This window comes from Phocaeicola abscessus CCUG 55929 (assembly GCF_000312445.1).
GTDB lineage: Bacteria > Bacteroidota > Bacteroidia > Bacteroidales > Bacteroidaceae > Phocaeicola > Phocaeicola abscessus.
Map to the genome: position 1 here is coordinate 42,363 of NZ_HE997185.1, position 15,420 is coordinate 57,782.

Sequence of the window (15,420 nt, forward strand, 5' to 3'; positions counted from 1 at the left end):
CCGCGCGAGGCTGACTGAAAGAGAAGTCAGCCTCGCGCCATTGTAGGATGCGTATCTTTTTAAATCGCTTCATGAAGATTAAAAAGGCAGATCATCCGCTTTATCATTCGATGCGAAATCTACGGGAAGGGGCGGAATAGATTCCGCATCGACCGAAAGCGCACTTCCTGAAGGGAGCGGGCCCTGAGCTTCCACGCGATCGATTTTCCACGCGCGGATTTGGTTGAACCATTTATCCTGCCATTGCCGGGCATCGATATCAAAAGAAACATTGATTTCTTCGCCTATCTGTATATTGAATTGTTTGATCTTATCCTCACCGAATACTTCGAAAACCATTCTCTTGGGATATTGATCATGCGTTTCGATCACATACGATTGCACCATCCATTTATTACCCGTATTCTTCGATACTCCGTCACGGGGCTGGAGTATCGCGATTACTTTTCCTGCTAATTCCATCTTTTACTATTCATTTTATTGTTAAACGGTACGAATTTACTGTTTTCATTTTTAGCAAACTAATTTTTCCCCGTTTTTTATGTGCAATCGACAATCTTTTTGTAACTTTGGCCATAAATATGTCGATCACAAATAAATAAAATATAACTATGAAGTTCATTGTTTCAAGTACAGGCTTATTTAGTCACTTACAAGCTGTCAGTCGCGTAATTAATTCAAAAAATTCATTACCGATTTTGGATTGTGTGCTGATGGAAGTGAAAGAAGGAATACTGTCGTTAACCGCTTCCGACAGCGAGAGCACTTTAACAACCTCACTCCCTGTCAATGATACGGATGGGAATGGGCGGTTCGCCGTGTCTGCAAGGAAATTTATCGATTCCTTAAAGGAGATTCCCGAACAACCTTTAACCTTTGAAGTCGATACCAATAATTTCAATATTGCTATTTATTATCTGAATGGTAAATACAGCTTGGTGGGGCAGAATGCAGACGATTTCCCGCTGGCTCCCGCCTTAAGGGATAATCCTATTCATATTTCCATGGCGTCGAAGGTTTTGGTGAACGGTATCAACCGCACCCTCTTCGCTACGGCGGAAGATGAACTCCGTCCCGTCATGAACGGTGTTTATATGGATATGACACCGGCGGATATTACTTTCGTCGCTTCTGATGGGCATCGGTTGGTACGCGATAAATCGACGGCCGCTCACGCCAATACGAACGCCGCCTTTATTCTCCCTAAAAAACCGTCCAATATCTGGAAAACTTTATTGACAAAAGGCGAGGATGAAGTCATTATCGACTTTGACGAAAAGAATGCCGTCATTACTGCCAGTGAATATAAAATGGTGTGTCGCCTCATAGAAGGGCGTTATCCGAATTACAATTCCGTTATTCCGCAAGACAATCCGTATAAGGTCCGCATCGACCGTCAGGCTATGATGAGCGCTTTGCGTCGCGTATCCGTGTTTTCTTCGCAAGCGAGCAGTTTGATCAAATTACATTTGGATAACAATCAGCTGCAGATCTCCGCTCAGGATATTGACTTCTCTACCTCCGCAGAAGAGATCTTAACTTGCGAGTATGACGGTAATCCGATGAGTATCGGCTTCAAATCGACATTCCTGATCGACATCCTGAACAACTTAAATGCAGAGGAAGTAATCATCGAATTGACGGATCCTTCTCGCGCGGGAGTGATTGTGCCTGCCGAACAGGAAGAGAACGATGACGTGCTCATGTTGCTCATGCCCATGATGTTAAATGATTAACATAAATACATTCGTTAATCTTCGTAAGATTTAAATATGAAACTTCATTTGAAGAATCCATTGGTCTTCTTTGATTTGGAAACCACGGGCACGAATGTGAATACAGACCGGATTGTAGAAATTTGCTATTTGAAAGTTTATCCCAACGGGAAAGAAGAAGCGAAAACCCTACGGATCAATCCCGAAAAGCATATCCCGGAAGAGGCAGCAGCGGTGCATGGCATCCATGACGAAGATGTGGCAGGCTGTCCGACGTTTAGGGAAGTAGCCAAAGAGATCGCTAACGATATAGAAGGTTGCGATATAGCCGGCTTCAATTCGAATCGTTTCGATGTACCGGTCTTAGTGGAGGAATTCCTCCGGGCAGGGGTAGATATCGGCATGGCGAAGCGGAAATTCATCGATGTGCAAGTCATCTATCATAAATTGGAACAGCGTACGCTCTCTGCCGCCTATCAGTTTTATTGTCATAAGAACTTGGAAGATGCGCATTCGGCCGAAGGTGACACACGGGCCACGTACGAAGTCTTGCAAGCACAGTTGGATTTCTATCCGAATGACTTGAAGAACGATATCTCCTTCCTGGCGGACTACTCTTCCTTCACGAAGAACGTCGATTTTGCCGGGCGAATTATTTATGACGAGCAAGGTATCGAAACATTCAACTTCGGGAAATATAAAGGAATGCATGTCACGGACGTATTGCGCAAAGATCCGGGATATTACGGTTGGATCCTCAATGGCGACTTTACGTTGAACACGAAGAACGTGCTCACCAGAATTCGTTTGCGCGAATTGGGAACGACAAAATAAATTATGATAAGGAAAAGAAACATACTGCTGTAAGGGGCATAGCTGTTCCTGTGAGTGGTTATGTCCGTTTACGGTTCGCTGTCCATAAAGAAACGACAATGTTGCGATCTCTCCATATACAAAACTATGCGCTTATCGATACGCTGGATATTTCTTTCACTTCCGGTTTTTCGGTGATTACCGGCGAAACGGGAGCAGGTAAGTCCATTATTCTTGGAGCGCTGGGGTTGCTTCTCGGACAACGGGCCGAACTAAAGGCTATCAAAGAGGGAAAAGACAAATGTATCGTCGAGGCGACATTCAACCTCTCCGGTTCTTCTCTGAAATATTTCTTCGAGGAAAACGATTTGGTATACGAAGAGGAGGAATGCATCCTCCGAAGGGAACTCTATGCCACTGGAAAAAGTAGGGCTTTTATCAACGACTCGCCGGCTTCGCTCACGCTGCTGAAAACACTCGGAGAACAGCTGGTAGATATCCACAGTCAACATAAGAATCTACTCCTCAGCCATGAAGATTTTCAGAGAGAGATATTGGATATACTCGCTCACGACGAACGGGAGCTGGCTGCCTACCGTCAGTCGTATCAAACATATAAAGCGGTTTCCAAAAGCCTCAACGAGGCCGTAGCGGAATCCGAACAAAACAAACAGGACGAAGATTATGTCCGATTTCAGTTGCGACAGCTGGAAGAGGCGGAATTAGAGAAAAGCGAACAGGAAAACCTGCAGCGAGAAGCGGATATGCTCAACCACGCGGAAGAAATCAAGTCGAACGTATTCAAAGCCTGCCAACTTATGTCCTCGGACGAAGGCGGTTTCCTCGGTGAAATGCGGGAATGTCTGCAAACGCTCGAAGAAATCAGGACGATTTATCCCGCAGCGGAGCCATGGATCGCACGATTGGAAAGTTGCCAAATTGATTTGCAGGATTTGCAACGCGATCTCCGAAAGGCGGAGGAAGAGGTGGAGTTCAACCCTGCCCGACTCGGGATGGTGAACGACCGTTTGAACCTCATCTATTCTTTGGAACAGAAACATCGGGTCGATACGGTTGAAAAGCTCTTGAATGTCGCCGACGAATACCGGTCGCGATTGGAGAAGATCACTTCTTCTGATGAAAGAATCGAAGTCTTGAAACAGGAAAAAGAAACCGCGTATAAAGAAATGGTCGAGCAGGCCGGAATTCTGACGAAAGAAAGAACTAAAGCCGCACGAAAGATTGAAGAGCAGTTGCGAACGTACCTGATTCCGCTCGGGATTCCCCACGTTCGTTTTGCTGTAGAGATGAAAAAGCTCGAAGTACCGGAGATGAACGGTTCGGACAGTGTGAACTTTCTCTTCTCCGCGAACAAGAACGTGGCCTTGCAAGAGGTCGCTTCCATCGCTTCGGGAGGAGAAATCGCACGCCTCATGCTTTCCCTGAAAGCGATGATTGCCGGAGCTGTTCGCCTTCCGACCATCATCTTCGACGAAATAGATACGGGCATTTCCGGTTCTATTGCGGAAAAGATGGCCCTGATGATGCAAGCGATGGGAGCGCCCGACCGACAAGTGATCAGCATTACCCATTTACCCCAGATAGCGGCTAAAGGCGCTGTTCACTATAAAGTATATAAGGTGGATACGGAGGTCGGGGCACAAAGCCACATCGTGCGTCTGAACGACGAGGAACGGGTGGAAGAGATCGCCCACATGCTGAGCGGTGCGACGATGACGGAGGAAGCTGTCGACAATGCGAAAGCGCTATTAGGCTATACGAAACATAAAAGGAAATAGACGAATGATAGACAAGAATGAAACGATATTCGGCGTTCGCGCGGTGATCGAAGCGTTGGAAACGGGAAGAGAGATCGATAAGATTTTAGTGAAACGGGATATGCAGAGCGAACTCTCCCGAGAGCTCTTCGCAGCGCTTCGCGAAAAAACCATTCCCGTGCAACGGGTGCCTGTAGAACGGATCGACCGGATTACCCGGAAAAACCACCAGGGGGTCGTCGCCTTCCTCTCTCCCGTCAGCTATCAGAAAACGGAGGATATCGTACCCTTCCTCTTCGAAGCGGGGAAATGCCCGCTATTGATCATGCTCGACGGAGTAACGGACGTACGCAACTTCGGGGCGATAGCCCGTACCTGCGAATGCGCCGGCGTGGATGCGGTGATCATCCCGGCAACGCACAGCGTAACCGTAAACGCCGATGCAATCAAGACCTCGGCCGGCGCACTCCATACCTTGCCGGTCTGTCGGGAACAAAATCTGACTAATACCATTCGTTTCTTAAAAGAAAGCGGATTCAAGGTGCTTGCAGCCACGGAAAAAGGTGATCCCGATTACTCGGCGGTCGATTTCTCCGGTCCCGTATGCATCGTGTTGGGAGCCGAGGATACGGGAATCCCCTCCGAACACCTCCGATTATGCGACGAAAGGATGCGGATTCCCCTGAGGGGAAAGATCGGCTCGCTCAACGTCTCTGTCGCCGCAGGCATCCTGATTTACGAAGCGGTGAAACAGCGCGGATTCGATCGACCGACAGACAAATAAAGCGAAAAACATAAAAGACGAAATATGAAAAATATACTTGCAGGTTTACTGTGCTGCATCACGCTTCATGCGAATGCGCAAACGCCCAAATGGGCAGAAAAAGCGAAAAAAGCAGTCTTCTCCGTCGTGACTTATGACGATAAAAACAATATAAAAGGAACGGGAAACGGATTCTATATCGGCGAAGACGGAACGGCACTCTCCGACTACACCTTGTTCGACAACGCCGCGAGAGCAGTGGTTATCACTGCAAATGGCAAAGAAACGCCCGTAACCCGGCTGAGGGGAGCGAATTCCATTTACGACGTACTGAAATTCAAAACCGACGCAGTGGACAAAATCGAGGCGCTTCGGCCGACCAAAACTCCTGCCAAAATCGGAGATACGGTCTATTTGCTCCCCTATTCCACCCAAAAGAACGCGGAAATCCAAACGGGCAAGGTCACGGCGGTCGATTCCATCGGTCGGAGCGGATTTTACTATACGCTCTCTCTGAAAACTACGGCGAAGACGGTGAGTTGTCCGGTGTTGAACGTCGACGGACAGGTATTGGGGATGATCCAGCGAAACGCCTCGGAAGAAGACCCCGTCAGCTATGCCATCGGTGCCGATTTCGGCGCCTCACTCGAAATAACCGCACTCTCCGCCACCGATCCAACACTGAATCGGATTCACATTCAGAAAGCCCTGCCGGATACGGAGCAACAGGCCCTCGTTTACCTTTATATGATTTCGACCACCGATCCGACGACCTATGTAGCGGCCTTGGAAGATTTCCTCAGCCGATACCCCCACAGTTACGAAGGATACATCCGTCGCGCCGTAGTGGAGATAGACAGCGGGAAAGAAGAAAACTGGACGGCAGCTCAGGCCGACCTCGATCAAGCGATAACAGTAGCGGACAATAAGGCCGAGGCAAAGTATCGTATCGCCAGAGTGTGCTACAACTATTCGTTGGCTTCGGACGAGGGAAAAGGAAACCCCGCCTGGAGCTTCGATAGAGCTTTGAACCTAATCCGGGAAGCGAATGTGACGGATCCGCAACCGATCTATCTTCAATTGGAAGGCGATATTTTATATGCTATGAAGCATTATCCGGAAGCTTTCGAGTGTTACCAGAAGGTGAACGAGTCGGACATAGCTTCCGCCGCCACGTTTTATGCAGCGGCCCGCGCCAAACAGATGACAGAGGGCAGCGAACGGGAAGAGATCCTTGCGCTGCTGGATAGCGCCGTGGCCAAATGCATCGTGCCCTACACGGCGGACGCCGCCCCGTACCTCTTCGAGCGCGGTATGATTAAAATGAACCTGCAAGATTACCGGGGCGCTGTCAAGGATTTTAATGAAACTTATCGTGCCTATAACGGCAACGTGAATGCCAATTTCTACTTCCAGCGCGAACAGGCGGAAATCAATTGCCGCATGTATCAACAGGCTATCGACGATATCAATCGGGCGACCGAATTGGCGCCCGATGATGCCGTCCTTTGGTTGGAGAAAGGTTCCGTCCATATTCGGGTAGGACAGCTCGACGAGGCGATTGTCGCACTGCAAAAAGTCCTCTCGCTCGACGGGAACGTGGGAGCCGCCTATCGCATGTTAGGCTATTGCCAGGCTCAGCAGAAACAGACGGAAGCAGCTTGTGCCAATTTCAAAAAGGCGAAGGAATTGGGAGACGAAACGGCAGAGCAACTGATGCAAAAATATTGCAAGTAGCGCTCGGCCACGGTTGGCCACCGAGGAGGCGATTAAACCAGAAAACCTTTGCGGATAAACCTCCTAAACTCCATCGGAAAAGATACTAATCTTTCTACAAAAAGATACTAATCTTTCTCGGAAAAGTTACTAATCTTTTGTAGAAAAGTGTGTTTTTTTGCAAATCCGGCAAGGTTTCCTAATTGACCCTCAATTCTTGTAAAGCCTAATCCGCCTTGCCCAAGTAAGGAGAGGTGAAACCTAACCTCTTCAACCCCTTCTGCACATCGGGATGGCTCATGAAGAGCTTCCAAATCAAACCGGTGCGATAGTTCTCTATCATCACGACAATCGGCCCTTGGTCGATAGCCAGATACGAAGGCGCAAACCAGTTCTCTGTCAAGTTGAATGCATCTCTGAAGCCGTATTCACCCCAAAGGAGGTCACCCAGCTCTTCATAAAAATAGCGCATGGTCTCCAAAGAGAACTCCGGCGTATAAGGGATGGACGAAAGAGCGGCGGTAGGAGTAATCACACCACGGTCATTCCCCGGACTATGAGCGGAATAACCCTTATCCCCGTCACTGGCGGTCAGCCCCCAGCACTGCTTGCCGTAGCCCTTATACCCTTTCGGGTTTTCGATGCAGTAAGCTCGGTTTATCAGAGTATGGGCCTTCGCCTGTTCTCCATAGTCGGCGTAGCGGTCTTTCAATCCATATGGGTCGAGTCCCATGTAAGAATAATGAGCGAAGAAGAGGGGGCCTCCCTTGCCGTTATTTTCTCCGAGCGGCAACTTGATGCCGTAATACTCCCGACCGTTCAAGAACGTGTTTGCATTGCTCCAACCTTTATGGTAAACACGCTCCGCAATGGGATAAGTAGGCGAAGACGCCCCCAGCACGTAAACGATGTGGCACTCGTTATGCCCTTTAATCTGATGGTTCATCGCCCATCCGTTGTTGGGTGACCAATGCCAGTACATCACATCCTGTCCCTGAGTGAAGAAGTTCCATTCCGCTTGTCGCCACAGCATATTGACCATTCCGCGGATACGGTTTTCCGTAGGATTATTCCTTGTAAAGTACTGATGAGCCGCAAGCAGTCCTTGGAACATAAAGGCGGACTCCACAATGTCGGCTCCATCATCTTTTCGACTGAAAGGAATGGTCTTGCCGGTCTTCCCGTCCATCCAATGGGGCCATATACCATGATAGGTGTCGGTGTGCTTGTCGCTCAGAAAACTCACTATCTTCAGCATACGCTCGGCTCCTTGTTCGCGGCTGACGAATCCGCGCTCTATGCCGACAATGATGGCCATCACGCCGAATCCCGACCCACCGACGGTCACCGTCTCGTCATCGCCGTTGCTCCGTTCGCGCGCCAATCCGGATTCGGGATGGGCAAAGTCCCAAAAGTAACGGAATGTCTGCCTCTGAACGAGGGTCATCAACTCGTTGTCGGAGAGCCGTTTCGGCCTGTTCTGCCCCCTGCTCATACTAAAAGGATACAGTAAAAGCATCAAATACATCCATATTTTCATCATAATCATTCTTTCAAATTGACCCGGTCTTTTGGAAGCCAAGCTTCTCCAGCCCTTGCTGAATTTCCGGTACGGACATGAATAAGTTCCAAAGCATACCAGTTCTATAATTCTCTATCATACAAATTATCGGCCCTTGGTCGATGGCGATATATTGGGTGTCGTACCAGCCCGCAGTCAGGTTGAAAGCATCTATAAAGCCGTAGTCTTTCCAAAGTTTATCGCCCATCTTATAATAGAAGAAGTGCAATGCTGCCATCGACTCCTGCGGAGTATAAGGAAATGCGGACAAGGCAGCCGTCGGGGCGATTACTCCTTTATCGTTATTAGGCGAATGGGCCGAATATCCAGCATCTCCATCACTGGCTGTCAAGCCCCAGCAAGAGGATCCATATCCTGCATATCCTTTCGGGTTTTCTTTGCAATAACCGTAGTTAATCAACGTATGATTACGGTTCTGCTCCCAATAGTCGGCATACCGGTCTTTCAGTCCGTGCGGATCGATGCCTAAAAAAGAATATTGGGAAAAGAATAATGGCCCTCCCTTATCGGTTCCCAAAGGAAGAGAGATGCCGTAATAGGATTTCCCGTTCTTTATGCCTCCATTCTTAGCCCATCCCGCCTCATATACTGCTTTATCAATGGCATGTGTCGGAGATGAAGCGGCAAGCACGTATGTTATCAAGCATTCGTTCCACCCTCTTATCGCCAGATTCTTTTCAAAGCCGTAATCAGGACTCCAATGCCAATACAACACGTCTTCACCGCCTTTCCGGAACCAAGTCCAGTCGATGGCTTCCCAAAGACGGGTAATGTCGACACGCAACTTATTTTCAGCTTCAGTATTCCCTTTGAAATAAGCCCGTGCGGTGAGCAAACCTTGAAACAGCAAGGACGTTTCCACCAAATCGGCTCCATTGTCTTTCTCGCTGAAACGTACAGTCTTGCCCGTGGCACCATTGAGCCAATGTGCATAAGCACCATGATAGGCCGTGCATTCTTTATCAAGGAACGCGACAATCTTCTGTATTCGTTCAAGGGCTTGCTGACGGGTAATAAATCCTCGTTCGGCGGCTACCAACATGGCCATCACGCCGAACCCCGTGCCACCGGTGGTGACCACATTGCCCGAGGTGGTCCGTTCGCGTGCCATGCCGGAATGTTCATGCCCGAAATCCCAAAAGTATCTGAAGGTCTGCTTCTGCACCAGTGTCAACAACTCTTCATCGGAGATGCGCTCAAACTTGTCCGTCTCGTCCATTCCGGTCTCAATCGTGCAAACCCTGCCGTTGGAGAGCAGCACTCCGGAAGCGGATTTCACTCCCGGATTGACGACCAGTTTATACAATGACAGCATTTTGAACCCGTTTATCGGAGCCAACGAAACCTTATTTTCCGGCAACAGTTCATAAGTGCAGCCTACCGAAGCTTCATGCAATTTTAGAGCAATATTGCCACGAACGGAAGTTTTGTCTACCGCATCGGTAAACTCCAAAACAATACGGGCATCGGGAGCAACGCCACTGAACACCTTCTGATTCTGCTGTGTTCCTACGGTAATGTTTTTCAACTCGAAAGGCACAGTCTCTTTCGAATTTTCACCCTTGCCGCATGCAACCAGCAAAAGACATACTATGGAATAAAAAACTCTCATACCTAATCCTCCGTCACTCCTTTTGGGAGTAAAGACTCTGAACTTCGGATGCAGACATAGCCTTATCATATAAACGGAACTGGTCAAGTTGTCCCGGGAAATTGGAAGCCCAAGACTGCGCACCGGCACCCGTAGTCAGGCTCGGTTGAGTGCTGAACTGGAAAGCTCCGATAGCCAAAGAAGCGGCTACATTATTGAACTTCAAATCGCCGCAACCTGCCAATTCCTTAGTAAAAGCACTCTCGCCGTTACGGTAAACAGTGATGGTAGAAGTCTTTCCTTCGTACACAAAAGCCAAATGCACCCAATCTTCGCCAAACACGTTATCAATCTTCGCCTCTACCCATCTCTCATCATTCTCTTTCGATGTCTGGTTTAAGATGTGTATCTTAAAGAAAGCCTGTGTCGGACTGTTGTGATTCTCTAAGAAGAGGTCGAAGTTGCCCCAGAACTTAACTTTATTGGGAATACTGAACAATCCTTGAGCCGCAGTGTTTTTCGCAGATTTCATCCAGAAAGCGATAGTACAACTACCGATATTAGGAACGACCTCTTTCAATAAAGAAGGTGTATTGGCTAAGATATAAGCGTCCGACGCTCCTTGATATGCCATGCCGGAAACTCCATTCGCTGCAAACTTGGCCTTACCGTTATCCACTACGATGAAGCCATACTCCCCTTTGTCACGGAAATCTTCCCCATCAAACGGGAGATACATCTTCAACGGAGTGTCCGGGACGACGTCACTGCTCTTCGGGTAGTTGAAAGCAGGGTGCTCCATATCTTGAAAACAAGACTGAAGACCTAATGCAAACAGGCAAAAAGCCATTGGTAATATATACTTTCTCATGAGTTTCGATTTTTGAAGATTTAATAATTCGGGTTCTGAATCAATACGCCGTTCGACTTATCTATCTCGTCCTGCGGAATAGGCAACAAGGCATGTCTATCCTGATAGTCGGTCTTACCCGCTGCATGAAGCACCTCTCGTGCAATACCCCAACGTACCAAATCATAGAAACGGTCGAATTCCATTCCCAGCTCGACACGCCGCTCGTGACGGATAGCATCGCGCAATGCGTTCTGGTCATCGGTGGTTACCTCCGGAAGTACGCCGGTATTCGTACCGCGGGCACGGGCACGTACCATCTCCAAATACCTGCGGGCGGAGGGCAAATCATTCAGTTCGCAAGCCGATTCGGATGCCATCAAGACGACATCGGCATAGCGTATCAACCTGACATTCATCCAATATCCGCCTTTCGTGAACTTAGATCGCATGGCGGGATTCGTATATACCTTTTTATTAAAGTATTTGGCTATTACATCCGCATTGGAGACAGGCTTTTCTCCATATGGTTTATTGGCGGGTATCGACTCTGGGTCTTCTCCGTTCCTGATAAAGTACAGCAAGGTTTCGTCCTTTCGCGGATCGCCTTCTTCGAATGCGTTTGCCAACTCTTGGGTAGGAGTGTGCCATCCCCACCCCAAATTCCACTCGCCAGCACCACGGACACCCTGCACGGCGGCATACTGGCTTCCTATCTGGTTGGAGCCGGGCAAGGCATCGGTCGAGGTACATTGAAGTTCGAAAACAGATTCGCTGCAGTTTTCGCCCTCCTCACGGAAGATCTTGTCATAGGGGGTGTTCAAATCGTAGAGACCGGACGCGATGACATCTTCGGCGGCAGTCCTCATATTGCCCCAATCGTTGCGCATCATGTAAGTACGAGCATGCAGGGAACGAGCCGCGCCCCACGTCAGGCGTCCGATATAAATCTTATCCCAGACCCGTGGGAGCGAACTCTCCGCTTCCGTCAAATCTTTATCTATCAACTCATAGATTTTGGCGACCGAGGACTTAGGCACATTAGCTTCAGCAAAGTCATTCACCTTGAAATCAATCAGGGGGACTTCGCCGAAAGCACGGACCAGATTGAAGTAGCAGAACGCACGCATGAACAGCGCCTCGCCCTTGTTCACCTTGTCGCCGTTGGTCAATGAGGGGTTGCCGGCCATTTCGTCCAGCAAGTCGTTGACCTTATGTATCAATGAATAGTTCTCGTTCCAATAACTCTTTATCATTCCGTTGCTGGGGAGATAATTGAAGTCGTCGAACATTCTGCCGATGGCGGCGCCGTCGGCCAAGGTACTTCCCTTCTCGGCATCCTCCGAACGGAAGCAGTGAATGGCCAGTGCCGTGTTACCGGTAGTCAAATGGAAGCTGCGCAGCTGGGCATACATATTGAAGACCTGCGTTTCGTACGTACCGCCGGTCAAATCGTCTTCGGTCTGTTGTCCCAATGGTTTTCTGTCGAACATGTCTTCGCACGAGCTTTGCGAGAGAGCCGTCAGGACAAATGCTATATAATAAAATATCTTTTTCATAATCGTCATTGTTTTAGAAGGTCAAATTAAAGCCGAGCGTATAGACCGCGGGCATGGGATAACCACCGCCGTCGATGCCGAAAGAGATGGCACTGCCACCCACTTCGGGCGTGTATCCGCCGTTACGGCCCCATGTCTTGAGGTTTTGGACATTGGCATAGATGCGCAGCGCTTGCATTCGGATACGGTTCAACAGATGCTTGTCGAAGTTATAACCCAACTCGATGTTGCGGATGCGGAAGAAACTTCCGTCCTCGATGAAGTAGGTGGACGCCTCTTGATTGATTTTGTGCGAGGGGTCGAGCAGCGGTTCCCAGTTGGAAGTGCCCTCTCCATGCCAGCGGCCGAGCTGCTCTGCGCGGTAGTTGAGTTGGGCGTAGCTGCTGCTTCCCCAATTACGGTAGATTTCGTTCCCATAGACTCCCATCATGTCGACGCTCAAGTCGAGGTTCTTCCAGCCCAGTTGCAGGTTGAAGCCGTAGGTGACGTCGGGCGTCGGGTTACCTATCATGGTGCGGTCTTTATCCGTTATCTTGCCGTCGCCGTTGACGTCGGTAAACTTCAAATCACCGGGGGTGACGGTACCGACGGAGTTCATGGGGGAGAAACGAATGTCGTTTTCGTTCTGATAGACACCCTCCACCTTGTATCCGTAGAAGTAGCCGATGGGGTAGCCCTCCGATACCCGCGAGGGGCCGCTGATGATATTATAGTCCTTGTTGACCAGCGAAAGGACTTCGTTATCGATGGTGCTGAGGTTGGCGCTGAGGCCGTAACGCCAGTCTTCCCCTATCCTGTCGTTCCACGAGGCAGTGAGTTCGACGCCGCGGTTACGGATTTCGCCGACATTGCGGAGGCCCGGAACCGTACCGGCAATCCCCGGGATTGAGGTCAGCATATCCTTGGTGGTCTTGCTGTAATAGACGGGCGAGAGCTGTAGACGGTCGGCAAAGAGGTGGATGTCGAAGCCTGCCTCCCAGGAATAGTTGCGCTCCCATCCCAAATCGGGGGAGATGAGTTTGTCCGGGCCTTTGCCTGCGATGATGTTATCGCCGAAGACCGCCGAGCCGGAACTGACGATGGTGGCATAGGCCGGATAACTGGAACCCGTGTTCTGGCTGCCCAGCACTCCCCACGAACCTTTCAGCTTGAGGTAGCTGATGACGCTTTGGCCTTGCATGAACTTCTCTTCGCTCATCACCCAACCTGCGCCGAAGGAGTAGAAATTGTCCCACGTATGGCCGGTCTTATAGAAGACGGATGAGCCGTCGCGACGGAAGGAAGCGTTGAATAGGTAGCGATTGCGGTAGTTGTATAACGAGCGGAACAGGTAGGACATGGTGAACCTGTCCCACTGCGAGCTGCCATTGGTGGCGGTGGAAACATCGTCGATGACGGACAGCCACCACCTATCCGGGTCATTGCCCACGGGTATGCCGTAGCCGGCAAGCTGGCTTCGTCCTCCGCTCAGGCCGGAATATTCGTTGTAATGGGTGGTGAGGCCGGCGGTCAAAGTAAGACCGTGCCCGCCAAACTGTCCGGTATAAGTCAGCACATAGTCCGATTGCGCCGCTAAGGAGTTGGACTTGCTCTGGCTGACGCTTTCCCGCTCCGAAATCAGCTCCCTGCCACCTTTGACGTCAGGATTATAGACGTAAACCAGCGGCGAGTAGGAGCGTGACTGGCTGGAGGAGTAGTCCATTGAGAAGGTAGCCCGAAACTTGAGGTTCTTTAAGAGGTCTGCCTCGCCGAAGATGTTGCCTGCCAAGCGATAGTTCTGCGACCTGTTGGTGCGGCCGCGCAGCTCTGTTTCGATGAGAGGGTTCCAGACTTGTGCACGCTGGAAGTCGGGCAACGTATGTATCAGCCCGCTTGCCGCGTCGTGAGTGGGGGCGATGGGTGCCGCCCGCAGTGCACCGCTTACACCTTTGGCATCGGGATAGAGCACCCGCACGCCATTGACCTGGAAGCCGAAACGCAGGAAGTCCGCCACACTATACTCGCTGTTGAGGTTGACAGTGAGTTTATCCAGCTTCTCGGTCTTGATGGAACCTTCCTCCATCTGATAGCCCAATCCGAGGTAGAACTTGCTCTTCTGCCCGGCGCCTGAGATACTTACATTGTTCTTGGTGAGGAAGCCGGTACGGAAGATTTCATCCTGCCAGTCGGTATCGGCATTCCACAGGGTATAGTCGTATGGATCACTGCCTTGGGATTTCAACTGCTCGTTGTAGAGCTGTCTGAATTCGGCGGCATCAGTCAGCGCTATGCGGTGATGGATGGCCTTCCAACCCACGGACGAGTTGATGTTGACGGTGGTCTTACCCGCCTCGGCTCGTTTGGTGGTAAGGATGATGACCCCGTTGGCACCGCGCACGCCGAAGATGGCGAGCGACGAGGGGTCTTTAAGTATCTCCATCGACTCGATGTCGGCAGGATTCAGATAATTGATGTTATCCGTAAACAGTCCGTCTACCACGTAGAGGGGGCGGAAGCCGTTGATGGAATTGGTACCGCGCACGCGGATTTCAGGGTCTTGGCCTGCCCGGCCGGTATTAACCACCTGTACGCCCGCCACCTTACCTTGTATGGAAGCCAGAGGGTTGGACGAAGGCCGCGAGGCTATCTCATCCGCCTTGACAGTGACGATGGAACCGGTCAGGTCGCGTTTGCGGGCGCTGCCATAGCCCACGACCACCACTTCGTCAAGCAGGTGGCTGTCTTCTTCCAGCGTGACATTGACCACAGAACGGCCGCCGACGACCACTTCTTGTTCGCGCATTCCGATATAACTGAAAATCAAAGTTGCATCAGATGAAACTTCGGTAATCTGATATTTCCCGTCGATATCAGTAATGCTTCCTTTATTCCTTTCTCCTTTCACGCGAACAGAAGCACCGATAACAGTTTCGCCTGTGTTGGTCGTAACAATGCCCGAAACTGTAATTTTGCCCTGTGCCATCGAAGCAATGGGAAACAGTAACATCAGACATGTGATAAATAAACTCTTTTTCATTTTGTATTGATTTAAAATTCTTTTTGCAAACATATCA

The 15,420-nt window shown here is 49.9% G+C and carries 11 protein-coding genes; 5 read left to right on the forward strand and 6 right to left on the reverse strand.

The genetic code is table 11. From position 1 onward, the window contains the following. Positions 1-78: 78 nt before the first annotated feature. Positions 79-462, reverse strand: a complete 384-nt coding sequence (locus tag BN102_RS08205) for a DUF3127 domain-containing protein (RefSeq protein WP_019208643.1) — start codon at positions 460-462, stop codon at positions 79-81. Between the two features lie 149 nt (positions 463-611). On the opposite strand from BN102_RS08205, the gene dnaN reads away from it, so the two are divergent. From dnaN to BN102_RS08230, 5 genes are all read left to right on the forward strand, one after another. Continuing rightward, positions 612-1,736, forward strand: coding sequence for a DNA polymerase III subunit beta (gene dnaN, locus BN102_RS08210; protein ID WP_036787790.1), 1,125 nt, complete (start codon positions 612-614; stop codon positions 1,734-1,736). 36 nt (positions 1,737-1,772) lie between these two features. Continuing rightward, the gene (locus BN102_RS08215; protein WP_019208645.1) at positions 1,773-2,549 is read left to right on the forward strand and encodes a 3'-5' exonuclease; all 777 of its coding nucleotides are present in this window, start codon (positions 1,773-1,775) and stop codon (positions 2,547-2,549) included. Positions 2,550-2,647: 98 nt separating this feature from the next. Continuing rightward, positions 2,648-4,327, forward strand: coding sequence for a DNA repair protein RecN (gene recN, locus BN102_RS08220; protein WP_019208646.1), 1,680 nt, complete (start codon positions 2,648-2,650; stop codon positions 4,325-4,327). 4 nt (positions 4,328-4,331) lie between these two features. Next, positions 4,332-5,090, forward strand: a complete 759-nt coding sequence (gene rlmB / locus BN102_RS08225) for a 23S rRNA (guanosine(2251)-2'-O)-methyltransferase RlmB (RefSeq protein ID WP_019208647.1) — start codon at positions 4,332-4,334, stop codon at positions 5,088-5,090. A 24-nt stretch (positions 5,091-5,114) separates the two neighbouring features. After that, positions 5,115-6,806, forward strand: coding sequence for a serine protease (locus tag BN102_RS08230; protein WP_019208648.1), 1,692 nt, complete (start codon positions 5,115-5,117; stop codon positions 6,804-6,806). Positions 6,807-7,011: 205 nt separating this feature from the next. Here BN102_RS08230 and BN102_RS08235 read toward each other — a convergent pair whose 3' ends face one another. Genes BN102_RS08235 through BN102_RS08255 form a run of 5 tightly spaced genes read right to left on the reverse strand, consistent with a single transcriptional unit; the run spans position 7,012 to position 15,383 of the window. Continuing rightward, positions 7,012-8,313, reverse strand: a complete 1,302-nt coding sequence (locus BN102_RS08235; protein ID WP_245545378.1) for a glucoamylase family protein — start codon at positions 8,311-8,313, stop codon at positions 7,012-7,014. A 25-nt stretch (positions 8,314-8,338) separates the two neighbouring features. Further along, complete coding sequence (locus BN102_RS08240) at positions 8,339-9,979, reverse strand: glucoamylase family protein (RefSeq protein WP_019208650.1); 1,641 nt, start codon at positions 9,977-9,979, stop codon at positions 8,339-8,341. Between the two features lie 13 nt (positions 9,980-9,992). Beyond that, complete coding sequence (locus tag BN102_RS08245; protein WP_036787793.1) at positions 9,993-10,829, reverse strand: LamG domain-containing protein; 837 nt, start codon at positions 10,827-10,829, stop codon at positions 9,993-9,995. Between the two features lie 20 nt (positions 10,830-10,849). Next, positions 10,850-12,367 carry a RagB/SusD family nutrient uptake outer membrane protein gene (locus BN102_RS08250; protein WP_036787883.1) on the reverse strand — a complete coding sequence of 506 codons (1,518 nt, stop codon included), beginning with the start codon at positions 12,365-12,367 and terminating at the stop codon, positions 10,850-10,852. 13 nt (positions 12,368-12,380) lie between these two features. Then, positions 12,381-15,383 (reverse strand): SusC/RagA family TonB-linked outer membrane protein, encoded by a 3,003-nt coding sequence (locus BN102_RS08255; protein WP_019208653.1) that lies wholly within the window; start codon positions 15,381-15,383, stop codon positions 12,381-12,383. Between the last annotated feature and the right edge of the window lie 37 nt (positions 15,384-15,420).

Coding starts and splice junctions, on each gene's coding strand:
- dnaN (WP_036787790.1), top strand. CDS start 612: ATGAAGTTCATTGTTTCAAGTACAGGCTTATTTAGTCACTTACAAGCT.
- rlmB (WP_019208647.1), top strand. CDS start 4,332: ATGATAGACAAGAATGAAACGATATTCGGCGTTCGCGCGGTGATCGAA.
- BN102_RS08235 (WP_245545378.1), bottom strand. CDS start 8,313: ATGTATTTGATGCTTTTACTGTATCCTTTTAGTATGAGCAGGGGGCAG.
- BN102_RS08255 (WP_019208653.1), bottom strand. CDS start 15,383: ATGAAAAAGAGTTTATTTATCACATGTCTGATGTTACTGTTTCCCATT.
- BN102_RS08240 (WP_019208650.1), bottom strand. CDS start 9,979: ATGAGAGTTTTTTATTCCATAGTATGTCTTTTGCTGGTTGCATGCGGC.
- BN102_RS08245 (WP_036787793.1), bottom strand. CDS start 10,829: ATGAGAAAGTATATATTACCAATGGCTTTTTGCCTGTTTGCATTAGGT.
- BN102_RS08205 (WP_019208643.1), bottom strand. CDS start 462: ATGGAATTAGCAGGAAAAGTAATCGCGATACTCCAGCCCCGTGACGGA.
- recN (WP_019208646.1), top strand. CDS start 2,648: ATGTTGCGATCTCTCCATATACAAAACTATGCGCTTATCGATACGCTG.
- BN102_RS08215 (WP_019208645.1), top strand. CDS start 1,773: ATGAAACTTCATTTGAAGAATCCATTGGTCTTCTTTGATTTGGAAACC.
- BN102_RS08230 (WP_019208648.1), top strand. CDS start 5,115: ATGAAAAATATACTTGCAGGTTTACTGTGCTGCATCACGCTTCATGCG.
- BN102_RS08250 (WP_036787883.1), bottom strand. CDS start 12,367: ATGAAAAAGATATTTTATTATATAGCATTTGTCCTGACGGCTCTCTCG.